This is a genomic window from Chryseobacterium echinoideorum (assembly GCF_007474535.1).
GTDB classification, from domain to species: domain Bacteria; phylum Bacteroidota; class Bacteroidia; order Flavobacteriales; family Weeksellaceae; genus Chryseobacterium; species Chryseobacterium echinoideorum.
In genome coordinates, this window is sequence record NZ_VKNW01000002.1 from 44,718 (window position 1) to 68,443 (window position 23,726).

At 35.2% G+C, this 23,726-nt stretch carries 25 protein-coding genes and 1 pseudogene; 16 read left to right on the forward strand and 10 right to left on the reverse strand.

From position 1 onward, the window contains the following. Positions 1-13: 13 nt before the first annotated feature. Genes FOL89_RS02610 through FOL89_RS02625 form a run of 4 tightly spaced genes read right to left on the reverse strand, consistent with a single transcriptional unit; the run spans position 14 to position 2,672 of the window. Positions 14-583, reverse strand: coding sequence for a Maf family protein (locus FOL89_RS02610; RefSeq protein WP_144281559.1), 570 nt, complete (start codon positions 581-583; stop codon positions 14-16). Positions 584-595: 12 nt separating this feature from the next. After that, positions 596-1,114 (reverse strand): KdsC family phosphatase, encoded by a 519-nt coding sequence (locus FOL89_RS02615; protein WP_144281298.1) that lies wholly within the window; start codon positions 1,112-1,114, stop codon positions 596-598. Positions 1,115-1,136: 22 nt separating this feature from the next. After that, on the reverse strand, positions 1,137-1,892 hold the full coding sequence (locus FOL89_RS02620) for an SIMPL domain-containing protein (RefSeq protein WP_144281299.1): 756 nt from the start codon (positions 1,890-1,892) through the stop codon (positions 1,137-1,139). A gap of 27 nt (positions 1,893-1,919) precedes the next feature. Then, positions 1,920-2,672 (reverse strand): Rossmann-like and DUF2520 domain-containing protein, encoded by a 753-nt coding sequence (locus FOL89_RS02625; RefSeq protein ID WP_144281300.1) that lies wholly within the window; start codon positions 2,670-2,672, stop codon positions 1,920-1,922. Between the two features lie 169 nt (positions 2,673-2,841). Between FOL89_RS02625 and FOL89_RS02630 the strand changes: the two genes are divergently transcribed. The 4 genes from FOL89_RS02630 to lepA all read left to right on the forward strand — a co-directional run bounded on the left by FOL89_RS02630 (position 2,842) and on the right by lepA (position 6,788). Beyond that, positions 2,842-3,393 carry an RNA polymerase sigma factor gene (locus FOL89_RS02630; protein WP_144281301.1) on the forward strand — a complete coding sequence of 184 codons (552 nt, stop codon included), beginning with the start codon at positions 2,842-2,844 and terminating at the stop codon, positions 3,391-3,393. Positions 3,394-3,414: 21 nt separating this feature from the next. Continuing rightward, a complete protein-coding gene (locus FOL89_RS02635; RefSeq protein ID WP_228444846.1) occupies positions 3,415-4,029 on the forward strand; it encodes a hypothetical protein in 615 nt (204 codons plus the stop codon). A 5-nt stretch (positions 4,030-4,034) separates the two neighbouring features. Further along, positions 4,035-4,544, forward strand: coding sequence for a hypothetical protein (locus tag FOL89_RS02640; RefSeq protein WP_144281302.1), 510 nt, complete (start codon positions 4,035-4,037; stop codon positions 4,542-4,544). 447 nt (positions 4,545-4,991) lie between these two features. Beyond that, a complete protein-coding gene (gene lepA, locus FOL89_RS02645) occupies positions 4,992-6,788 on the forward strand; it encodes a translation elongation factor 4 (RefSeq protein ID WP_144281303.1) in 1,797 nt (598 codons plus the stop codon). Positions 6,789-6,891: 103 nt separating this feature from the next. Here lepA and FOL89_RS02650 read toward each other — a convergent pair whose 3' ends face one another. Then, entirely contained in the window at positions 6,892-7,527 is a 636-nt protein-coding gene (locus FOL89_RS02650) for a DUF1579 domain-containing protein (RefSeq protein WP_144281304.1), read from the reverse strand. Between the two features lie 121 nt (positions 7,528-7,648). Here FOL89_RS02650 and FOL89_RS02655 point away from each other — a divergent pair, with 121 nt between their 5' ends. The 12 genes and pseudogenes from FOL89_RS02655 (at position 7,649) to FOL89_RS02710 (ending at position 16,281) form a co-directional block, all read left to right on the forward strand. After that, complete coding sequence (locus tag FOL89_RS02655) at positions 7,649-8,326, forward strand: NUDIX hydrolase (protein WP_144281305.1); 678 nt, start codon at positions 7,649-7,651, stop codon at positions 8,324-8,326. Between the two features lie 329 nt (positions 8,327-8,655). Then, entirely contained in the window at positions 8,656-9,090 is a 435-nt protein-coding gene (locus FOL89_RS02660) for an ADP-ribosylation/crystallin J1 (protein ID WP_144281306.1), read from the forward strand. After that, a complete protein-coding gene (locus tag FOL89_RS02665; RefSeq protein ID WP_144281307.1) occupies positions 9,065-9,697 on the forward strand; it encodes a DUF4291 domain-containing protein in 633 nt (210 codons plus the stop codon). The genes FOL89_RS02660 and FOL89_RS02665 overlap by 26 nt, the downstream gene beginning before the upstream one ends. After that, the gene (locus FOL89_RS02670; RefSeq protein ID WP_144281308.1) at positions 9,697-10,605 is read left to right on the forward strand and encodes an ADP-ribosylglycohydrolase family protein; all 909 of its coding nucleotides are present in this window, start codon (positions 9,697-9,699) and stop codon (positions 10,603-10,605) included. The genes FOL89_RS02665 and FOL89_RS02670 overlap by 1 nt, the downstream gene beginning before the upstream one ends. Then, positions 10,595-11,110: an O-acetyl-ADP-ribose deacetylase gene (locus FOL89_RS02675; RefSeq protein ID WP_144281309.1), complete on the forward strand. Its 516-nt coding sequence runs from the start codon at positions 10,595-10,597 to the stop codon at positions 11,108-11,110. Before FOL89_RS02670 ends, FOL89_RS02675 begins: the two co-directional genes overlap by 11 nt. 109 nt (positions 11,111-11,219) lie before the next feature. Further along, a complete protein-coding gene (locus tag FOL89_RS02680) occupies positions 11,220-11,906 on the forward strand; it encodes an SIR2 family NAD-dependent protein deacylase (protein ID WP_144281310.1) in 687 nt (228 codons plus the stop codon). Then, positions 11,906-12,838: an ADP-ribosylglycohydrolase family protein gene (locus FOL89_RS02685; protein WP_144281311.1), complete on the forward strand. Its 933-nt coding sequence runs from the start codon at positions 11,906-11,908 to the stop codon at positions 12,836-12,838. Before FOL89_RS02680 ends, FOL89_RS02685 begins: the two co-directional genes overlap by 1 nt. A gap of 10 nt (positions 12,839-12,848) precedes the next feature. Continuing rightward, positions 12,849-13,392 (forward strand): annotated as a pseudogene (locus FOL89_RS02690) (RNA 2'-phosphotransferase). Positions 13,393-13,479: 87 nt separating this feature from the next. After that, entirely contained in the window at positions 13,480-14,400 is a 921-nt protein-coding gene (locus tag FOL89_RS02695; protein ID WP_144281312.1) for a helix-turn-helix transcriptional regulator, read from the forward strand. Between the two features lie 49 nt (positions 14,401-14,449). Continuing rightward, on the forward strand, positions 14,450-15,094 hold the full coding sequence (locus FOL89_RS02700; protein ID WP_228444847.1) for an energy transducer TonB: 645 nt from the start codon (positions 14,450-14,452) through the stop codon (positions 15,092-15,094). 151 nt (positions 15,095-15,245) lie between these two features. After that, the gene (locus FOL89_RS02705) at positions 15,246-15,797 is read left to right on the forward strand and encodes a DUF3575 domain-containing protein (RefSeq protein ID WP_144281313.1); all 552 of its coding nucleotides are present in this window, start codon (positions 15,246-15,248) and stop codon (positions 15,795-15,797) included. A gap of 52 nt (positions 15,798-15,849) precedes the next feature. Beyond that, positions 15,850-16,281, forward strand: coding sequence for a nucleoside deaminase (locus FOL89_RS02710; protein ID WP_144281314.1), 432 nt, complete (start codon positions 15,850-15,852; stop codon positions 16,279-16,281). A 17-nt stretch (positions 16,282-16,298) separates the two neighbouring features. Here the strand turns inward: FOL89_RS02710 and FOL89_RS02715 are convergent, their stop codons facing one another. The 5 genes from FOL89_RS02715 to FOL89_RS02735 form a co-directional block, all read right to left on the reverse strand. After that, a complete protein-coding gene (locus FOL89_RS02715; RefSeq protein WP_144281315.1) occupies positions 16,299-17,054 on the reverse strand; it encodes a type III pantothenate kinase in 756 nt (251 codons plus the stop codon). Between the two features lie 225 nt (positions 17,055-17,279). Then, entirely contained in the window at positions 17,280-18,365 is a 1,086-nt protein-coding gene (gene prfA / locus FOL89_RS02720) for a peptide chain release factor 1 (RefSeq protein WP_144281316.1), read from the reverse strand. A gap of 79 nt (positions 18,366-18,444) precedes the next feature. Further along, positions 18,445-21,285: an alpha-amylase family glycosyl hydrolase gene (locus tag FOL89_RS02725; RefSeq protein ID WP_144281317.1), complete on the reverse strand. Its 2,841-nt coding sequence runs from the start codon at positions 21,283-21,285 to the stop codon at positions 18,445-18,447. 333 nt (positions 21,286-21,618) lie between these two features. Then, on the reverse strand, positions 21,619-21,909 hold the full coding sequence (locus tag FOL89_RS02730) for a hypothetical protein (protein ID WP_144281318.1): 291 nt from the start codon (positions 21,907-21,909) through the stop codon (positions 21,619-21,621). 97 nt (positions 21,910-22,006) lie between these two features. Next, positions 22,007-23,614, reverse strand: a complete 1,608-nt coding sequence (locus FOL89_RS02735; RefSeq protein WP_144281319.1) for a fumarate hydratase — start codon at positions 23,612-23,614, stop codon at positions 22,007-22,009. Positions 23,615-23,726: the final 112 nt, after the last annotated feature.

The window sequence follows — 23,726 nt, forward strand, 5'->3', positions numbered from 1 at the left end:
AAATAATAAAAAATTATTTTGGAAATTCCTGTAGTTGTTTCAATATTTTAATGACCAAATGGGTAGGCAGTCCCATAATAGTATAGAAACTTCCTTTAATACTTTTTATTTTAGCCATTCCGAGCCATTCCTGTATTCCATAGCTTCCTGCTTTATCAAAAGGCTGATAATTTTTAATATAGAAATCTATTTCATCATCAGATATTTCATCAAATTCCACATCAGCAACATCAGTTTCTGTAATGGTCGTATGGATCGTTTTAATAGTAATTCCCGTAAAAACCTGATGAATTTTCCCGGATAACAGACGGAGCATTTTTTTTGCTTCCTCTTTATCTTTAGGTTTGCCGAGAATTTGATTATCAATAGCAACTACAGTATCTGCGGTGAGCAAAATCTCATTTTCAGAAAGATTTTGGTAAGCTTTTGCTTTGAGTTCGGAGAGATAGGCGGCTGAGTCTGCGATAGCAATATTCTGAGGTAAAATTTCATCACAATCAATTTTTATCACCTCAAACTTTAAACCCAGTCCGGATAAAAGTTCTTTTCTTCTAGGAGACTGTGAAGCTAAAAGTAATCTCATCATAAAAATTTTTTAAACAGATTGCGTATTGTCATCATGCCATTTTCCCTGTACTTTCATTACCTGTTCAATCACATCGCGTACAGCTCCGCTCCCACCCTTTTTCGATGAAATATAGTCTGCGATACTTTTAATTTCAGGAACAGCATTTTCCGGACATACGGCAATCACAGAATTTTGCATGATATGATAATCAGGAATATCGTCACCCATTGTCAGAATTTCTTCGTTTTTGAGATTGTATTTTTCTTTAAAATTTTCAAAATCGGTCATTTTATCATGCGATTTTGCATAGTAGTCTTCTATTCCGAGATAATTAAGTCGATGCCTTACCATTTCATCATTTCCACCTGTAATTACTCCGATGAGATAATTATTTTTTAGTGCTTTCACTACAGCATATCCGTCTAGAACATTCATAACTCTGCACATATTTCCGCCGGGCATCAAATATACATTTCCGTCTGTGAAAACGCCGTCTACATCAAAAACAAACGCTTTTATATCTTTTAATTTTTCTTTGTAACTCATTATAAATTTTAAAAATTCAGATCTAGTCGAGGTTGTAAGTAAGCCTTACGGTAATTCTCGCTGATTTTTCTTTACTCGAAGTATCAAAATTTCCGCCATAGCTGTCTTCATCCGTAGAACCTTTTGCCGTAATCTGGAAAACTCCCATTGAGGCATTTTTCAGTTTTCCAAGATCTCCGTCCGCGCTGCTGACAATCTTTTCAGCTCTCTGTTTGGCATCTTTAGAGCCTGCTTCTATCAAACTATGTTTCAACGAAGCAAGATCAGAATAGGTATATTGTGCTGAAGAAGGTTCAAACTGAACACCGTTGTTGATGAGTTCGGCCGTTTTGTCGATCACGCTTTCAATCTTTTTCATCAAAGCAGGGTCTTTTTTCGCTCTGAAAAAAACACTTTGAGTGGCTTTATATCCGTCAAAAATATCTTCAGATTTTTCGCTTCCATCAGATTCTTTTGTGGTTATGGTACGATAGGATCTCGAAAAATTTACTCCGCCAAAATAAAACTCTCCTGCTTTAAAACCTTTGCTGTAGAAAAAAGCTTTTACTTTTTCTTTATCCTGCGATATTAAATTATATGCGTCTTTTGCATCCATTGCGTTGGCATCAAAACTCCCGCTCCAGTTTATTTCGTCTGAAGTAAAATCTTTAGATCCTAAACCTGTAACAGATATAGTATCCTGTTTTAGATTTCTGTTTTTAAAACTTGAGCCTAAGATTAGAGCCGTAATTACAACAGCAGTTCCGATGATTAATGAGCGGATGATATTAGTATTCATTTTTTGAGTTTTATCAAAGGTAAAACTTTATGACAAATGATACATTTTTTTAATAGAATTATTAATGGTTTTGTAGAGTAAAAGACTTTCGTCTTTTAATAATTGTTCGTGAAGCTGCAAGACTCTCTCGTCATTTCTTACAGCAGGTCCTGTTTGAGCAGATTTAGGTTCAATTTCATGAATTTTCTGGACGGTCTCATCAATTAATGGCAAAAAATAGTCAAAAGGTATTTGTTGAGAATCTGAAATTTCTTTGGCTCTGGAAAAAAGATGATTCACAAAATTACAGGCAAAAACGGCGGTAAGATGGATATATTTTCTTTTTTCATATGTACTTTCCATGACATTTGCTGAAATTTGGGAAGCTAAATTCATTAAAATTTGCTGATCTTCACTATTTTCAGCTTCGATAAAAAAAGGAATTTTTTTGTAGTCCAGATGTTTAGATTTAGAAAAAGTCTGTAAAGGATAAAAGCTTGATTTTCTGTACTCTCCTACTAATATTTCTTTAGGTAAAGATCCTGAAGTATGGGCAACAAGACAGTTTTTTTTAGAGATGATTTTGGAAACTTCTTCAATTGACTGATCACTTACGGAGAGAAGGTATAAGTCCGCTTCTTCAAGCTTTTGAGTAGAATAAGGAATATGTAACTCGCTTGAAATTTTACGAAGTTCATTTTCATTTCTACCATAAATTTGTGCTAAAGGAATGTCATTTTGCTTACATGCTTTTGCTAAATGATAAGCCACATTTCCTGAACCTATAATGACTGTTTGCATCTAACAAAGATAATATTTTTGTTTTTTGATTGAAAATATTGCGCATACAAGTCAGAAGTTTTATCTATATTTATCAAAAGAAGTTTTAAAATTTGATTTATTGGACTAAAAATTGAATGATTAATTTAACTTTTAAATATTTTTGTAATCAAAACAATGAAAGCATCACATGAAGAGTAAAGACGCAGAGATTATTGCGCTTATGCAAAACTCACGAACACTTGATAAAGGGATTCGTGTGATGATGGATGCTTATCAGAGTAGATTGTATTGGCACATCAGACGTATTATTGTAGATGGAGATCTTGCTCAGGATACGCTGCAGGAAACTTTTATAAAAGCATATCAGAATTTTCATCAGTTTAAAAATGACAGCCAACTGTATACCTGGTTGTACAGAATTGCAACCAATGAGGCATTACAGCAAATCAATAAGCTAAAAAGAATGCAGAAAACTGATGAAGATCCGGAATATTATATGCAGAATATAGTTGCCGATAATACAGAAGGAGACGCCGAAGAAATACAGATTCTGTTACAGAAAGCCATACAAAGTCTTCCGGAAAAGCAGAAGCTTGTATTTACGATGAGGTATTATGATGATTTGCCCTATGAAGAAATATCTAAAATTGTAGATATGTCTGTAGGAACACTGAAAACAAATTATCATTACGCAAAACAAAAAATAGAAGAATACATCAAAGAAAATTACGAAAAATAATTTTTGAGAAAAAAACCAAACATGAAAGATTTTAATCTAGATAATTTAGAACGCAAAAACATTTACAAGGTTCCTGAGAATATGTTTGACAATATTCAGGAAAGAGTGTTGAGCGGAGTGAAAGATTTTGATCTGGACCAATTAGAACGCCAAAACATTTATAAAGTTCAGGATGACTTATTTTCTACTGTTCAGAATAATGTTTTAAAAGAGATATCAAAAAATAAAAAAACACCCGTATTCAGGTTACACTGGGGTTATGCAGCAGCAGCGTCTTTAGCACTTATCTTTGGATCTGCTTATATTTTTAGCAATGATAAAAACAGTGATGTTGAAACACAGAACAGCATAACAAAAACTGAAACACAGGCTAGTGAAAGCCAGATCGCTTATCAAACGCTGAAAGATGATTTAACCTCGGTTGAAAATACGAATCAAAAAGTGATAAGTCTGAAAAATGCAGAAGTTTCTGTTGCAAAAAGTAAAGTTATCAAAAATACAGAAAAGGTAAATCTGCCTAAAAAAGTTTCAGCAGAGACGAGAATGAATGAATATCTGGATTCTTTTACCAGTGCAGAAATTGCTGAGTTAGCAGATAATTCTAATCAGGATGTCTATTTAGACTTGTATAATTAAAGAAAATGAAAAAAATATTATTTTTACTTTTAATGATCTCCGGATTTGGTCTGAATGCTCAGATTAAAGATTATGACTGGAAGAAAATGAATCCGGAGCAGAGAAAGGAGATAATAAACAATCTTTCAACTGAAGAGAGAAAAAAACTTCTTACTCAGTTCAGAAATAATATGATGGTGGAAATGCTCAATGTTCCTGCGCAGGATAAAGATGAGTTTACCAAAATGTATACTGAATATATTGAAAGCCAGAATAAAATAAAAGGTCAGTTTGATTCTGACTTTGATCCGGATAAACTTTCAGAAGAAGAAGCAAAACAAAAACTTCAGCAAAGTTTTGATGTGGGACAGCAACTGTTTGAAAACAGAAAAAAGTATGCGGAAAAAATGCAGACCGTGATTCCTTGCCAAAAAGTACTGAAGCTTTTCCAGTCTGAGGGAATGATGCGAGATAAAATGAATGAAAGAAAACCTCATGGAAGAAATAAAGCTTCAGGAAGAAAGCAAACCCCATAATAGTTTATTTTTTTAATGTTGGACGACCTTTGCAATTTATTGTGAGGGTCGTTTAATTTAAAAAATCGCATAAAATAGGATAAGATATAAGCTAATTCATACTTTTGTACATAAGAATGAACTCTCAAGTTTGTTTAAATTAATTCGCAATTTTATAAATCATGAGTGTAAAAAAAATATTGTTCTTTTTATTGATTTCAAATCTGTTTCTTGGGCAGAAAACTGAGGTTATTAACTTATCAAAATCTATTAAAGATAGCAAGGGTACAATTAAAACTTTCACTGTAATAGATCAGCGACCAGAGACAAGGAGGTCGGAAGTGTCATATATCATAAAAGTAAGGTAAATATTATTTTTGAAAACGAACTTAAAACAGCATTTGCTACTAAAATTAAAAATTAAATTCTCCTGCATTTTATTATCTTTGCAAATTACATAGTTCTTAAATGAAAAACATACGAAATTTTTGCATAATCGCTCATATCGACCACGGTAAATCTACTTTGGCAGACCGTCTTCTGGAGTATACCAATACAGTGACTCAGAGAGAATTACAATCTCAGACGCTTGATGATATGGATTTGGAAAAAGAACGTGGGATCACGATAAAATCTCACGCTATCCAGATGGATTATGAGCTTAATGGCGAAAAATATATTTTAAACCTTATTGATACACCGGGACACGTAGATTTTTCTTATGAAGTTTCCCGTTCAATTGCTGCCTGTGAAGGAGCGCTTCTTATTGTAGATGCTGCGCAAAGTATTCAGGCACAGACAATTAGTAATTTATATTTAGCACTTGAAAATGATTTAACAATCATTCCGATCTTGAATAAAATTGATCTCCCTTCTGCGAACCCTGAAGAAGTTACCGATGAAATCATGAATTTAATTGGTTGCGATTATGAAGATGTATTAAGAGTTTCGGGAAAAACAGGAGAAGGTGTTCATCATTTGCTTGAGCAGATTGTAGAAAGAATTCCGGCTCCGGTGGGAGATCCGGATGCACCGCTTCAGGCATTGATTTTCGACTCTGTTTATAACCCGTTCAGAGGAATTGAAGCCTATTTCAAGGTTGTTAACGGAAGTATTTCTAAGAACGAGAAAATTAAATTCTTTGCAACCGGAAAAGAATATGGTGCAGATGAAGTAGGAACTTTGAAACTGAAACAGGTTCCAAAGAAAACCGTTCAGTGTGGTGATGTAGGATATTTGGTTTCAGGGATTAAAGATGCTCGTGAAGTAAAAGTAGGAGATACAATTACTTCTTTTGAAAAACCTGCAGCCGGACCTATTGAAGGTTTTGAAGAAGTAAAGCCAATGGTTTTCGCCGGGATTTACCCTATTGATTCTGAGGATTTTGAAGAATTAAGATTTTCTCTTGAAAAATTGAGACTGAATGATGCTTCTTTGGTTTTTGAGCCAGAAAGCTCTGCAGCACTTGGCTTCGGTTTCCGTTGCGGATTCTTGGGTATGCTTCACATGGAAATTGTGCAGGAAAGACTCGACAGAGAGTTTAATATGAATGTGATTACCACGGTTCCCAACGTTTCTTATTTCGGATATACTAAAAAAGAACCAGAAGTTCCGATTTTGATCAACAATCCATCCGAAATGATGGATCCTTCTACGATGGATAGAGTAGAAGAACCTTATATTAAAGCTTCCATCATTACAAAATCTGATTTTGTAGGAGCTGTAATGACGCTTTGTATCGAAAAAAGAGGCGAAATTGTCAATCAGAGTTATTTGACTTCAGACAGGGTTGAGCTCATTTTTAATATGCCTTTAGCAGAGGTGGTTTTTGATTTCTACGACAGGTTAAAATCTATTTCTAAAGGTTATGCCTCATTTGATTATCATCCGATTGGTTTTAGGGCTTCTAAACTGGTAAAAATGGATATTTTAATTAACGGAGATATGGTAGATGCTTTATCTTCATTAATCCATGATTCTAATGCTTATTACATCGGAAAAAGAATGTGTGAGAAACTTCGCGAACTGATCCCGAGACAGCAGTTTGATATTGCGGTTCAGGCAGCATTGGGAACAAAAGTTATTGCAAGAGAAACCATTAAAGCATTAAGAAAAGACGTTACGGCAAAATGTTACGGAGGAGATATTTCCAGAAAGCGTAAACTTTTGGAAAAACAAAAAGAAGGAAAGAAAAAAATGAAGCAGATCGGTAGAGTAGAGGTGCCGCAATCGGCATTCATGGCTGTATTGAAGCTCAATGATTAAGGAAAGAGCTAAGTAAAAAATAAAAAAGAGCCAGTTGATATGGCGAAAGATAAAAAGTGAATCCGCAGATTTTTTCTGCGGATTTTTTTGATTATGCTCTAAATTATTTTCTCTTAAAAACAATCTCCATTGTTTTAAATTCTTTTCCTGTTTTCGGATCCGGACCGTACATTTCCATTTTTTGGGTATTGTCATCCACGAAAGTGAAAACTTCTCTTACATCGCAGTCTTTTCCCGGTCTCGAAGGATCGGTCATTTTTCCTTTCAGTTCCATAGATTTTGCAGAAGCATTCCAATCGCCTTCCAGATTCATAATTCCTGTTCCCATATTGTCGATCCAGGTGCTTACAAATTTTTTCTTTGAATTATCGTAGCCTACAATGCTTATTCCTTCAAACGGCATCCCCATCATATTGCCTTTGTGCGTACTCATTTGATAGCGTCCGTCAAATACCATTTTGTTAGTTGCTTCAGATGTGCTGGTCATTGGTTGACCTCCGTTTTCCATCCACATGGTGGTTTCGCCGACCCAGTTTCCGTCTGATTTGGCAAGCATCTGGTGCTTATCTCCGGGAGTTGCAAAATCAATCCACGCCTTAGTAGCGGTTGCAGAGTCTACAGGTTTCCATTCTTCCGAAGCTAAAGAGTCATTTTTATTTGAATCTTTCACATCAACTTTTACTTTATCGCAGGAAATAACAAGGCAGACTGCTGAAAATGTTAAGATAATTTTTTTCATAATGGTTTATTTTTAAATAGATTATATTTTAATTAAAAGTAATAAATTTATTTTAACGAAAATTTATTTTTTTATGAATCTAAGAAATAATAATTTTGTGTAATCATAACGCAAACTTATTATGCAGAATATAAAAGTGGCTGTAGACGCAATTATTTTCGGATATTTTGATAAAAAAGATCTTCAGATTCTTCTGATAAAAAGAAACATAGAACCCTATAAAGGAGGTTGGGCACTTCCGGGTGGATTGGTTTTGGACGATGAAAACCTTGATGATGCGGTAAAGCGTGAACTTCATGAAGAAACAGGGATAAAACCTGATTTTTTAGAACAGCTTTACACTTTTGGAAACGTTGGTCGCGATCCACGAAACAGAGTCGTTTCTGTGGCTTATTTAGGGCTTGTCAATCCTTCTTATCACGAATTATTTGCTGATTCCGATGCGGAAGATGCACAATGGTTCAGTGTCAATCAGCTTCCAAAGCTTGCTTTTGATCATCAGTCTATTATTGATATTGCAGTGAAAAGACTTCGCACAAAAATCCAATATCAGCCGATCGGATTCAATCTTTTAAATGAAGAATTTGCTTTTTCTGATCTCGAAAATTTATACAAAACTATTATCGGAAAGGAAATTGACCGCCGTAATTTCCGTAAAAAAATCATGAGCTACGGATTGCTTAATGAAACCAATAATCTTAGAAAAGAAGGCAGCGGAAGACCCGGAAAACTCTTTACTTTCAATCAGGAAAAATATAAAGAATTGGAAGAACAGGGTTTTTATTTTGAAATAAAATAATTTTAAAACAAGACTACACTAACTTGTTGTTTTCTCACTGTCATTCTGAAAGTAGCGAAGCGGTGTGAAAAATCTATAAATTATATCTAAGATTCTTCCTTCTTCAGAAAGACAGAATTAGCATTTTCCAACTATATTTTTCATTTAAGTTTTATCATTAAAAATTCAAATCTGTGCCACCTGTGAAAAACATTTGTGTAATTTGTATTTCAAAAAACGAATTTTTATCACTGGAAATCAATTTATTAAACATTTTAGCGTAAAAACAACACAAATAAATTTGGAAGATAAAATAATACTTTTTTAAATTTGTGTAAAAATAACACAATATGAAATCGATAACATTATACAGACCCATCGGAGAAAAAGAAATGCTTTTAATTATAGAAAGCAACTACAAAAAATTTCCTCCAAGATTAGAATGGCAACCGATTTTCTATCCAGTTTTAGATGAAGATTATGCCTCCGAAATTGCAAAAAAATGGAATACAAGAGATGAAGCAGGAAATTATCTTGGATTTGTAACTGAATTTGAAGTGTTGCAAGAAGAAGTAAATAAATATCCAGCCCAAAATGTGGGAGCAAAAAATCATAATGAATTATGGGTTCCTTCAGAAGAATTGGATACTTTTAATCAGGCAATTGTAGGGAACATTAAAGTGACAAAAGTATTTATTGGGAACAACTTTAAAGAATCTGTGAATAAACCGATAGAAGATTTATTATTAATGCTTAAAAATGAAACTCAAATTAAAAAAATATAAAGAACAGCTACAGGATTGGCCGAAAAAAGGGTATCACATCATGGCTCAGTATGATGATGAGAAAATCATTGTCTATCAGTCGTACCGAAAAGAAATAGGCGAATTTGCAGTAGAAAATCAATATTTTGGAGGCGCATTCAGTCTGGAAAGAATGACTTGGATAAAGCCGAACTTCCTTTGGATGATGTTCCGAAACGGGTGGGGAACGAAGGAAGGTCAGGAATCTGTTCTCGCAATTCATTTGAAGATGAATGCGTTCAAAAATTATCTGAAGAATGCAGTCTATTCTTCATACAATGAAAATTTAGGAATTTCAAGGGAAGAATGGCAGAATCAGGTGAAAAAATCTTCTGTGAGGCTGCAATGGGATCCGGATCACGATCCTTTTGGTGGAAAATTGGAAAGGCGAGCCATTCAGATTGGTTTGAGGAATGAATTTACCCGTTCTTTTGCTAAGGAAGATATTCTTTTGATTGAAAATATTTCCGATTTTGTAAAAGAACAATATCAATTTGTATTGAATGACGATTTGGATAGTTTAATTCTTCCCAAAGAAAAACCGCTGCTGTTTGATGAAGATTTAAATAAAAAATTAAGATTAAAATAATGAAGAATAAACTCTTACTCGCTTCAAATTCACTTATGGGAATTTCCATTGGTGATGCTTTTGGAGAAAGTTTCTTTGGCGAAGAAAATATAATAGGAACGTACATAGATCAAAGAATCATTCCTGAAAGCACTCTGGATTTTACAGACGATACCATTATGGCGATTGCTATTTTTAAATCTTTAGAAAAATTCGGAAAAATCAATCAAGATTTTTTAGCAGAGGAGTTTACAAAAAATTATTATTTAGATATCAATAGAGGTTACGGACCTTCGATGCATCAGTATTTCAGAACTGTAAAAAATGGAGAAAACTGGAAAGAAGTTTCTTATTCAAAATTTGAAGGACAAGGTTCAATGGGAAATGGCGGAGCCATGAGAGCCTCGGTAATCGGAGCCTATTTTTATGATGATTTTGCTAAACTTAAATTGAACGCTGAATTTTCCTGTGAAGTTACTCACGCCAATAAAGAAGCGATTGAAGGAACAAAAGCAATTGCATTGGCTGCAGCTTTTTCGGTTCAGGAAAAGTTAGGATTGATAAAACTTAATCAACAGGAGTTTATTCAAAAAATTCAGGATGAATTAAATGATTCCGATATGAAAAGTAAGTTGAATAAAGCCTTATATTTAGAAGGAAATCCAAGTATTGAATTATTGGTTAAAACCTTAGGAAGCGGAATTAAAATGACGGCTCAGGATACCGTTCCGATTGTTATCTGGATGCTTTCGAGATACCGAAACCATTTTGAAGAATGCCTTTGGAATACAGTTTCAGCTTTGGGCGACAGAGATACAAACTGTGCAATGGCGGGAGGAGTTAGTATTTTGTGTTGTAATGAAAATACAACTCCAAATTGGATTGAAGATGTTGAAAAATGGAATAACAGCAAATTTTATGAAAATTGAATTAATAAAAGGCGACATCACCCAAATAAAAGCAGATGCTATCGTCAACGCAGCCAACTCGTCCTTACTGGGAGGAGGCGGAGTAGACGGAGCCATTCATCGTGCAGGAGGAAAACAAATTTTGGATGAATGTATTGAAATCAGAAACCGACAGGGAAAATGCAAAACCGGAGAAGCCGTTGTCACCACTGCCGGAAATCTTCCTGCAAAATATGTAGTTCATACAGTTGGTCCGGTTTGGAATGATAATGAAGAAAAAGGGTCAAAATTATTGGCAAATTGTTATAGAAACTCATTAAAATTGGCAGAAAGCCTTGAAGTAAAAACCATTGCCTTTCCAAATATCAGCACAGGAATTTATAAATTTCCAAAACAATTAGCAGGAAAAATTGCTGTTGATGAGGTGAAAAATTTCAAATCAAACATCATAGAAAAAGTTATTTTCGTCTGTTTTGATAATGAAAATGAAGAGATTTATAAAAAGCTCTTGAAAATTGAAGGTTAACTTTATGCTCATTTGCTGAGTGCAACGCCTTTACGAATGAAATATGCAAGATAATTTTTAACCTAAAATCTGCAAAGATTTTAGGTTAAAACAATTAAAAACAAAACAAATGAAAAAACTAACCATATTAACCGGCGCAGGAATCAGTGCCGAAAGCGGAATTAAAACCTTCAGAGACGGAGATGGTCTTTGGGAAAATCATAGCATCACGGATGTGGCAAGCCCGGAAGGATGGCGAAAAGACAGGACTTTGGTTCTTGAATTTTACAACCAGAGACGAAGACAGCTTCATGAAGTAGAACCCAATGATGCACATAAATTGATTGCCGATTTGGAAAAGTATTTTGATGTACAGATCATCACGCAAAATATTGATGATCTGCATGAGAGAGCCGGATCTACAAATGTTATACATTTACATGGCGAATTATTCAAATCCTGCTCATGCAGTAACAAAAATCTGATTTACGAGCAAAAAGAGGACATCAATATCGGGGATAAAGCAGAAGACGGAGCGCAGTTAAGACCATTTATTGTTTGGTTCGGAGAAGATGTTCCCTTGATGAAAGAAGCAACGACAAAAGCGAAAGAAGCCGATATTTTCTTGGTTATCGGAACCTCATTGCAGGTCTATCCGGCGGCAGGCTTGCTTCACGATATTAAAGATGAGTGTCTTTTAATTGTTATCAACCCCAACGAAACAGGTTTCGGATACGGACAGAGAGCGGTTGTCATGAAAGAAACGGCAACCAAAGGTATGAAATTATTGTACGATAAATTGATAAATCTTGCCTAATGGAAAACATCGTAAAAGCAGGAATTTTTGGAGTTTGTATCGGTGATGCTTTGGGTGTTCCAGTGGAATTTAAAACCAGAGAAACTTTGAAAGTATTTCCTGTTGAAAATATGCGGGAATTCGGATCGTGGAACCAGCCGAAAGGAACTTGGAGTGACGATAGTTCCTTAACGCTTTGTATCGCAGAAGAATTGACAAAAGGCTATGATCTGGAAAAAATCGGACATAGCTTTGTGAAGTGGGTAAAATACGGACATTGGACAGCCCACGGAAGATTATTCGATATTGGCGGAACAACAAAACATTCTGTCGCAAGATTAATAAAAGGAGAAAGCGCAAAATTTTCGGGAAATATTTTTGAAGAAGACAATGGGAACGGCTCTTTAATGAGAACGCTTCCCTTGGCTTTCTACCTTAAAGAAGAAGAAAATATTGAAAAATTATATCAAACCGTAAAAGAAGTTTCATCAATTACTCACGGACATTTTCGTTCTGTTTTTGCGTGTTTTATCTATGTGATTTTTGCTATTGAATTAATAAAAGGAAAAGATAAAAAAGAAGCATACAACCGTATTCAAAAAACAGCTTTGGAATTTGCAGGAATTCAAGGTTTTAACCCAAAAGAGATTCAGCTTTTTGAAAGAATTTTAAAGAATGATATTTCAAAATATAAGGAAGATACAATTAGTTCTTCCGGTTACGTTCTCCACAGTTTAGAAGCTTCATTATGGTGTTTTCTAAATTCTGAAAGTTATTCCGAAGCAGTTTTAAAAGCCGTCAATCTTGGAGAAGACACCGACACAACCGGAGCCATCACAGGTGGAATTGCAGGGATTTATTATGGTTTTGAAAGTATTCCTAAAGAGTGGATGGATGTTTTGGCGAGAAAGGAGGATATTGAAAAAATTTGCGAAAAATTTGAAAAAAATTAATAAACAAATCATGAACGAACAACATAAAAAAAGAATAAGCAAATACCTAAGCTTGGTGCTTAGACACAAACCCGAAATTATCGGGCTGAATTTAGACGAAAACGGATGGGCAGATGTAGAAGAATTACAGGAAAAATGTGCAAAAGAAAATTGCGCTTTCACACTGAAAGAATTGGATGAGGTAGTGGAAACCAACGACAAAAAACGCTTTATTTTCAATGAAGATAAAACCAGAATCCGTGCAAATCAAGGGCATTCGATTGATGTGGATTTGGCTTTAAATCCACAACAGCCACCGGAATTTCTCTACCACGGAACAGCAGAAGCCAATCTTGCATCCATTTTTGAAAAAGGAATTGAAAAGAGAAGCAGACAGCACGTACATTTAAGTCAGGACAAAGACACCGCAACCAAAGTCGGAATGCGGCCACGGAAAACCTGTTATTTTAACCATTGAAACCGGAAAAATGCATAAAGACGGAATGGCGTTCTATCTTTCTGAAAACAAAGTCTGGCTGACTGATTTTGTCGATGCAGAATATATTTTAAGATGAAAAAGCTTTTATAAGTTATCCACAAGATTTAAACACGACACGTTTTGTCGCATTAAGAGTATATATTTGTGACAGAAACTTATCAGCATGAAAAAAGATTTTTACCTCACGAGATATGCATTGATCATTAAAAAATTAGAATCTGCACCTTCTACCTATTCCCAGATAGAAGAATATCTGCTCAATTCTTTTGAGTTTCAGGATGCAGAAATCAAAAGCTATTCTATGCGGACGCTGCAAAGAGATATCCGGGAAATTTCCAATCTCTTTAACCTCACCATTCACAACAAAAAAAGGAGAGACAACCGATATTATATTGACAGCCGCCCGATGATGGAAGTAGATGAATATAACCAAAAACTGCTTGAGTCTTTTCAGGTAAGCAATGCATTAAATCTTCATCCAGATTTTTCGGATTTCATTTTTTTTGAAAGCAGAAAACCTACAGGATTAGAACATTTTTATGATCTTTTTTTTGCGATCAGAAACAAAAGAATTGTTTTATTTGAGCATTACAATTACAAAAACAAAAAAATGACCTCAAGGAAAGTTCATCCTTTAGCGCTCAAAGAATCCAAAGACAGATGGTATCTGATTGCGGTTGACACAAAAGATAAAACCTTAAAATCATTCGGATTAGACCGGATAAATCATCTTTCGGTAGCTCCTCAGAAATTCAGAGAAAAATACAAATACAACTTTAGAGAGCATTTCAAAAATGCTTTTGGAGTAATGAACCTTACGGAGCAAAATCCTCAGAAGATAGTTCTGAAATGCAGCAGACATCAGGGCGAATATATCAGAAGCTTTCCGCTGCATCAGTCTCAAAAAGAGCTGAAAGAAACATCGGATGATATTTACTTCGAGTTTTTTCTTCATCCGACGTATGATTTCAGACAAGAAATTTTATCTTACGGAAAAGAGGTAAAAGTAATGGAACCCGAAAGTCTGATCAGGGAAATAAGAGAGAGTTTATCAGATTCTCTGCAGGCATATTCTCAAGAGTAACGCAAACTGCATTCTTTTTGATTATATTTACATCTACAACCTGCATCTTTTGAAAACGATCTACTTACTTTTTCTTTTAGCATCTTCGTTTTGCTTTTCGCAGCAGAACGAAGACTTCAAGATGATAAAGACCTATTACAATCAGCACCGTACGATGCTGAATACTGAGTTCCGGAAAAAATTTAATCAGCAGACCAATCCGCTTTTTAAAGAGGCGGTTAAAAATGATTTTCTTTTTTTTATGAAGAAAATGGATAGCATAGAGAATGTCGCACTTATTGGTGCCTTACTTAAAATTAAAAATCTGGAAGATCTCAGAAAGATTAAATATAAAACAGTAAATGTATCTGATCAGAATAATACAAATCATAATCGTGAAGATCATCTTGCGGTAAATGTAGAAAAAACAGCAGATTATCCGGGAGGAATGAATGCTTTGAGAAAAGAAGTTGCTGATTTGTTTTACACAGAAGGTGTTTATTCTGAAAATCCCAGCTTAAAAACAGTTGTTTTTTTTGTTGTTGAAAAGGATGGAACCATCAGCAATGTGAAAGCAGAAGGCGATAATTTTACTTTTAACAGGCAGGCAGAAATCGCTGTTTATTCAATCTCCGGCAAGTTTTCTCCGGCTAATATTAACGGGATGCCTGTAAGATACAGGTTTCGTTTTCCTTTGGCAATGAACTTTGAATAATTTTTCACGGTGTATTGTTTTATTATTTATATTTGAGCTAAATTTTAAAAGCAATAATATTATTGTGAAAAACTGAATATACTTAAATTATCAGTTTAAATTATAATGAAGATTTAAGTATAAAACTATTGAAAACGATAAATAACTGAACATGAAAAAAACCTTTCTGGCATTATTCCTTACAGCCGGACTTTGCTCTGCACAGACTGCAGATGTTACAGAAAAACAGAGAAAAAACGACATCGTAGCTGACCCCGTTTTGCTGATCGCCGTTCCGCTTGCTAATGTTTCGTATGAACGGCTGATTTCTGATAATAAAGGAATTGGTGTCAATGCAATGATACATCTTGATCGCAAAGAGGACAGGTTTACCCAGTTTTCAGCGTATTATAGAATGTATTTTGGGAAAAAATATGCTTCCGGATTTTTTCTTGAAGGTTTTATTCCCGTTACCACAAATTCCAATGATGATTATAACTATGTTTATGAAGAAACTACAGGCTTTTACTATACTTCTTCTGTGAATAGAAGAACTGCCACTACTATAGGAATAGGATTTGGGGTAGGAGGAAAATGGGTTCTGAAAAATAATCTGGTGATTGAAGCGAGTGGGGGAATTGCAAGGAGATTTGGCGACCGGGATAACTACTATTTTGAAGAAGTTACGGGAAAAATTATGGGAGGTATTGGATATCGTTTCTAAAAAATTAAAATTTATGATGAAAAGCTTAGTTTTGTACTAAGCTTATTTTTTTATGTTTACCGATGAATACTATATGAAACTGGCGCTGCAGGAAGCACAGGACGCTTTTGAAAAAGATGAGGTTCCTGTTGGCTGCGTCATCGTCTCGAACAACCGGGTGATTGCAAGATCTCATAATCTTACCGAAACGCTGAATGACGTGACGGCGCATGCAGAAATGCAGGCAATAACGTCTGCGGCTAATTTTCTCGGAGGTAAATATCTCACCAACTGTACTTTATATGTGACTTTAGAGCCTTGTGTGATGTGTTCCGGAGCTTTATCATGGTCACAAATCTCCAAAGTAGTAATCGGAGCGAGAGATGAGCGGCGAGGATTTATCAATAAAAATCTTCAGCTTCATCCCAAAACAGAAATCGTTACCGGAATTTTGGAAAACGAATGTTCTTCGATGGTAAAAGAATTTTTTAAAGCGAAAAGATAAAGCCGAATCTTACCTTTTTATTCTTTTCCCAGAAAATAAAGACCCTTCAGCGTGTGCAGCCGGTCTGTAATGTGAATTTTATTAGTTAAAGGTTTATAAACGTGAGAAACTCCTCCGGTAGCGATCACAAAGCATTCATCATGTACTTCATCGTTAATACGGTCTATAAAACCTTCTACCATGCCTAAAAACCCATAAACCATCCCGCTCTGCATACAGGTTATAGTGTCTAATCCCAAAACAGATTTTGGCTTTACTAATTCTATTTCCGGAAGCTGTGCGGTCTGGCTGATTAAAGAATTAAGAGAAGTAATAATTCCCGGTGCAATAATAACACCCAAAGTTTCACCATTTTCGGCGACACAGCTTGCAGTAAGCGCAGTACCAAAATCAAGAACAATTTTTTTTCTGTTAGGATATAAATTGTGAGCAGCAACCAGATTGGCATAAATATCAGTTCCCATCTGTTTAGATTTTGCCTGAACAGCAGAAGAAGTGGTGCGATCTACAATAACAGGTTCTTTGCCGTGAATTTTCCGGATGGCTGAGCTGATGACTTTCGTAAGCTGCGGAACAACAGAACCCATGATTATTTTATCAATGTTTTGAGGATCAATTTTATAGGTTTGGTAAAGCATGAGAATCTGTACATACAATTCGTCTGCGGTTCTGTAAGGCTTGGTATTGATTACCCAGGAAATATCACAGTTATCATCATCAAATAGACCAAATCTGATATTGCTGTTTCCAACATTGATTACAATTGAATTCATTGTCATATTTTTCAGCCAGAAACCTATCAGACTAATTAAAAAAGTATGATAAAATTCCTGCAATTTTTTACAGGGTAAAAATAATACTTTTCGTTACAATTATTATCGAAAATACATTCTTTATATCATTATCCCTAAAGATGAAATTTACAAAGATCTAAGAAAGATTGTAAAATAAAAAAGCTTCTGATTTCTCAAAAGCTTTAAAATTTATTTCAAATAATCTTAATAATTATCTTCTTCACCCTTCATTTTTTCGGCATTTTCTGCCATAATTACGGCATCAATCATTTCAGAAATATCACCGTTCATATAAGCATCAAGATTATACATAGATTTGTTGATTCTGTGATCAGTTACCCTTCCCTGAGGATAATTGTAGGTTTTAATCTTTGCAGAACGGTCTCCGGTAGAAACCATTGTTTTTCTTTGTGCTGCAATATCTCCCTGAACTTCCTGTAATTTAATATCATATAGCTTTGCACGAAGCATTTCCATTGCCAGTTCACGGTTTGCCAGCTGGGAACGAGCCTGTTGACACACCACCACCAATCCTGAAGGTTTATGGGTAAGCTGAACTTTTGTTTCAACTTTGTTGACGTTCTGTCCACCTGCTCCTCCGGAACGTGAAGTCTGCATTTCGATATCAGCAGGATTGATTTCTACATCTACTTCTTCGGCTTCCGGTAAAACAGCAACAGTAATAGCAGAAGTATGAACTCTTCCCTGAGATTCGGTTTCAGGAACACGCTGTACCCGGTGAACACCGGATTCAAATTTCATAATTCCGTAGACTCCTTCTCCTTCCACTTTCATGATGAGTTCTTTATACCCTTTTGCTGCCTCATTGGAATCGGTCACCTCGTGTCTCCATCCTTTTGCTTTAAAATACATAGAATACATTCTGTAAATATCTTCCACAAAAATAGCAGCTTCGTCACCACCGGTTCCTGCACGAAGTTCTACGATAATGTTCTTATCATCAGCAGGATCTTTCGGAATCAAGAGTACTTTAAGTTGTTCTTCAAGACCCGGAATTTTTTCCAGCGCTTCGTTTTTTTCAATTTTTGCCAGTTCTACGAAATCTTTATCAGATCCGTCCGCAATGATTTCATCAGATTCTTCAATGGCGTTTAATGCACCTTTATATTGATCATATACAAATACAATCTTGCCCAAATCACTGTATTCTTTATTAAGAGAAGAATATCTTTTTTGGTCTGAAATTACATCAGGCTGAATAATAAGGTCTGCAACCTCATTATATCTTTGTTTAATCGCTTCTAATTTCGGAATTAAAGATTTAGACATAGTGAAAATTTAGTGTGCAAAGATACGGAATTGATAGTGAAGAACAAAAGCCCATTTTCATGAGCTTTTTGTATAGTATTTATTTGATAATCATTTTTTGAATGGCAGTTCCTGTATCAGATCTTAAATGGACAAGATAAGTTCCTGCCGGATAATCCGCTTTCTGTTCATGCATTCCTGTCTCATTTTTCAGTCTGAAGGAATCCATCTTTTTTCCACTTATATCGTAAATGATGATTTCTCCGTTTTTAGCTTTGGTATATATAAGCTTTGCAATGCCGTTCTTCACGGGGTTATCTGCAATTTGCAGAGAAAGCCTGTTTTCGGAATTAATTTCAGACGTTCCTAATGTTCCGTTTGTACTTCCTAAAATTTTAAATTCACCGGGTTGCAGTGTAATGGGAGTAACTGTTGAAGTGATGTTCATCGTTGTATTATCCATCAGATTTTGCCATTGCCCGGTATAAGGGAAATAAGGAACAACATTTCTGGCGGTAATGCCATAATTGGCAAGAACGACAATGTTTTTCAAACTTCCTGCAGGTAAAGAATTATCATACACGTAGATGCGGGTAATAAGACCGTCAGGATCATTGGAAAGGTTGTTAGATTCTACCGTATACGTTTTAGATTTAAAAACCGGATGCAAATTCCTGATATTAATAATCTGTGCCCATGTATTATAAATTGCCTTTCTGTTGACATTTGTATCGTATCCTAATGTAAAAGCAATTGGTTTTTCATCAGTTCTGCAGGCATTATTGATAGATCCGTCCGGACATCTGTTGATGCTGAATTCATAGCCAAGTTCCCCGAATTGCCAGATCATTTTAGGACCAGGAATGGTAAAAAATGCAGCTCCGAAAGTTTTCATTCTCTCTAAGGCTGTATTTAGGTTTTGAACATTATAAGATCCGTTAGAAGCTCCATAAGCCAGATTTTTAAACATTAATCTTTCCTCATCGTGGCTTTCACCGAATCCTACTGCGTGCATATTGGTAAATCCGTGAAGCTCATGATCCATTCTGTCATAGTTACTGTTGTCCTTATATCCCATGGTATTTTGGTTGTAAGGATCTGTCTGTTTGTTCCAAAGCATTACACCTTTTCCTTCACTTACCCTGTAATTTGCCCATTGCTGTTCTTCTGCATCCGTACCCAGATGTTCAAATATGATGTAAGAACTAGGATCTGCTGCCCATTGTTTATCTGCATAATATTTCAGAATATCTACTCTGTCCTGTTGATAGGCATTTGTACAAGTTTCATCGTTTGCAGAACAGTTTTGTGTAAATCCTTTGGTAAGATCCCATCTGAATCCGTCAATCTTATATTCTGAAATCCAGTGTTGTAATGTTCTTTCCACATAATATTTTGTAGCATTGCTGGAATGATTGAAATCATTAAAAACATTATATGAATGTTTCGGAGCCTGATTAAAATAAGGATTATTTGCAGCTACATCTCCAAAACCGTCTCCATCCGGATCTATATTCCAAAGTCTTACCAATGGAGATCTTCCGGTTGCATGATTGAATGCGATGTCTAAAATCACGGCAATTCCGTTTTGGTGACACAGATCAACAAATTCTTTGAATTTTTCCGGTGTTCCGTAAGCTTTGTCTAAAGCGTAATGAAAAGATGTATTATAACCCCACGAAAGATTGCCTTCAAACTCCATGATTGGCATCAGCTCAATAGCATTAATGTTGAGATTTTTAAGATAATTAATTTTATTAATAAGCGACTGCCAGTTTTTTTCCTGTGTGAAATCTCGTAACAACAATTCGTAGACAATCAGATTTTCTTTATTAGGTTTCTGAAAAGAGGTAACCTGCCAGTTATAAGGTGTCTGTGCGGTTTTAAATGTAGAAACTTCAAAACCTTGTCCTGCAGGAAATGCAGGTAAATTAGGATAGGTTGTTGCAGAAATCCACTGATCATCATAAGAAGATAATATTTGTGGCGAAAAAGGATCTGCTACTTTTTTTAAGTCGTTGGTTCTGTACTGAAATGTGTATAATTGCTGTGGGGTGAGTCCGCTTAATTCGATCCAGTACAAGTCCGGATTTGTAGTATCTCTTTTCATCAGATAAGTGTCATCTACAATCCAGTTGTTGAAACTTCCAATGACGTGAACAAAATTTTTAAATGGAGCATATAAAGCCAGCCCTACTTTGGTATTGTCGGTAGGATGATAATTAATCCCTTGTCTAATCCATGACGGGATAGCTGCAGAAACTACATTTCTTGGAACCTGCAGCATAAATGTAGCATTTTTTATATTCGAACTGGCATCTGTGGCGATGAGTTCCATGTCTGCATCCTGAGTAACAGTATAATTGTAGGCATATGATGTAGAAGGAGTAGAAGTAGAATTTACTACAATTCCGTTAGCTTTTAGCTGGAAAGTTGCATTTATGCTAGTGGTTGCGGTTATGTTGATAGAATTTCCTGCAGCAACTGAGGTTAAGCTATTAGCTGCCGGATTCGTCATATTCAGGTTTAAAGTTCCGACATTAACCAAGTTGTCAGAAGTTTGCTGTGACCCCGTTTTATTCTTCAGCAAAAACCCGAAACGTCCAATTCCTGTTCTGTTAAAAAATGTTGTTGGTGTAAAAGTTAAAGAATAACTATCTGTAACCGAGTTGTAAACAAGTCTGTTCGCTTCGTTTGAATTGGTCCAGCTTCCATTGGTGGGGCAATCCTGACTGTTGGTAAAGTTTTGATCTAAAGACCATGACCAAATGTAAATGGCATTATTGACAACACCCCATGCGTTTTCATCAATTTGGTTACCCGGAACAGTTAAAGTAATCTGATTGGTTTCGTTAAAAGGATTGGGAGTGATAGTGTAGCTTATTTGTCCAAATAGTATGGTCACTACAAAAAGTAGTAAAGCAGAATAAATTTTTTTCATATAAATATATTTTTGTTTTTAAAATTACCTTCGACGTGTCAATTGCGTTATACTGTTATAGATTGCGACTATTTATTATGGATAGGCTTTACGTAAATTATTTTTATTTAAGTACTTAATTATTACGAATTTAATTTATTTTTTTTGAAATAATATACACTTTCCTGATGTTAAAAAAATAAAAAACTATGCAGCAAATATTATCTTTTGAAAACGAGAAATATTATGTTAAACAAATAAAAACCACTTAGAAAACTAAGTGGTTTTAAATATATGTTGTTTTGCTTTGATAGTCCTTTTTCAGAATTCAGGAGAAAAAGAACTGACAATCAATTAATGATGTCCGTGATTGTGACCATGGCTGTCATGAATGAAAGGACCATGACCTTTTGGAGAATTATAAATAACCTCAACTCCTTCCTGCTCCGTCAAAAGCTTGCTTCTGATCTGTTCAGGATCGAAAGGCTTTACTTTACCAAAATATTCTTTCAGTCCTTCAGTTAACCACAAGGGAATAACAAATCCGAAAAACATAAAGATACACCAGAAACCGACAAGGAACATTATAATGAAATAAACTGTCCAAAGGAACTGATAAAACGGCCAAAATGCTGATAAAATCATTTTTTATTCTTAAAGATTAGGGCAAAAATATGACATTTTTCTTTTTCAGACAAAAGATAAAAGGTGATTTTTGCTATTTATTTTAAATTTAAACTAATTAATGGGCAAGATCTGAAAAGAAGTCATTGCCTTTATCATCTGTAATAATGAATGCAGGAAAATCTTTTACTTCAATTTTTCTTACGGCTTCCATTCCTAATTCCGGGAAATCTACAACCTCAACAGACAGAATATTATCTTTTGCCAGAATTGCGGCAGGACCTCCGATGGAACCTAAATAGAATCCTCCATATTTTCCGCAGGCATTGGTCACATCTTTACTTCTGTTCCCTTTTGCAAGCATAATCATACTTCCGCCGTTGCTTTGAAACTCATCTACATACACGTCCATTCTTCCTGCTGTCGTTGGGCCGAAACTTCCTGAAGCCATTCCTTCCGGAGTTTTTGCAGGTCCTGCGTAATAAATAGGGTGATTTTTGAAATATTCAGGCATTGGTTTTCCGGCATCCAATAATTCTTTGATTTTTGCGTGAGCAATATCTCTTGCAACAATCAAAGTTCCGTTCAGTTTTAATCTTGTTTTAATCGGATATTTTGAAAGTTCTGCTAAAATTTCAGACATTGGTTTATTTAAGTCGATTTCAACAGCTTCTTCCAAATGCGGAGGGGTTGCAGGTAAAAATCTTTTCGGATCTTGTTCCAGTTGCTCTAAAAAAATACCTTCTTTTGTAATTTTTCCTTTAATATTTCGGTCTGCTGAACATGAAACTCCCATTCCAACAGGACAGGAAGCCGCATGACGAGGCAATCTGATTACTCTCACATCATGAGTTAAATATTTCCCTCCAAATTGCGCTCCGATAGCACTTTCCTGACAGATTTTCTGAACTTTTGCTTCCCATTCCAGATCTCTGAAAGCCTGTCCTGCTTCATTTCCTTCTGTAGGAAGATTATCGTAATATTTTGCAGATGCTTTTTTAACAGCAGCCAAATTGGCTTCTGCAGAAGTTCCTCCAATTACTAAAGCTAAATGATAAGGTGGACAAGCCGCTGTTCCAAGATCTGAAATTTTTTCTTTGATAAATTCTTCCAAAGATTTTTCGTTCAGCAAAGATTTAGTTTTTTGATAAAGAAAAGTTTTGTTGGCGGAGCCTCCTCCCTTCGTTAAAAACAAAAACTCGTAATAATCTCCTTTTTTAGCATAAATATCAATCTGTGCCGGAAGATTGGACCCGGAATTTTTCTCATCAAACATGGTTAGAGGAACAACCTGAGAATATCTCAAATTTCTTTTTTGATAAGTATTATAGATTCCCTTGCTTAGGTATTCGCCGTCATCAACTCCGGTGTACACATTTTCACCCTTTTTTCCCATTACAATTGCCGTTCCCGTATCCTGACAAGATGGTAAAGCTCCTTCTACCGCAACCGCAGCATTCTGTAATAGATTATATGCAACAAATCTGTCATTATCAGTCGCTTCAGGATCATCAATAATTCTTCTCAGGCTTTCTAAATGTGAAGAACGAAGCATGAAAGAAACATCTGCCATTGCTTCTTCAGCCAGAAGTTCCAAACCTTTCGGGTCAATAGTTAGAATTTCTCTGTCGCCTAGCTTTTCAACTTTTACGTAATCTGAAGTCAATTTTTTATAAACTGTATCGTCTTTTACAATTGGATACGGATCCTGATATTTAAATTCCATGTTACCTTTTATTTTCGGTGCAAAAATACAGCTTACTCAAAAAAGCATGATTAAAAATCATTCATTGAAATTGATATTTATAATGATTATAAATTGTGAGAGTTTTCATTTA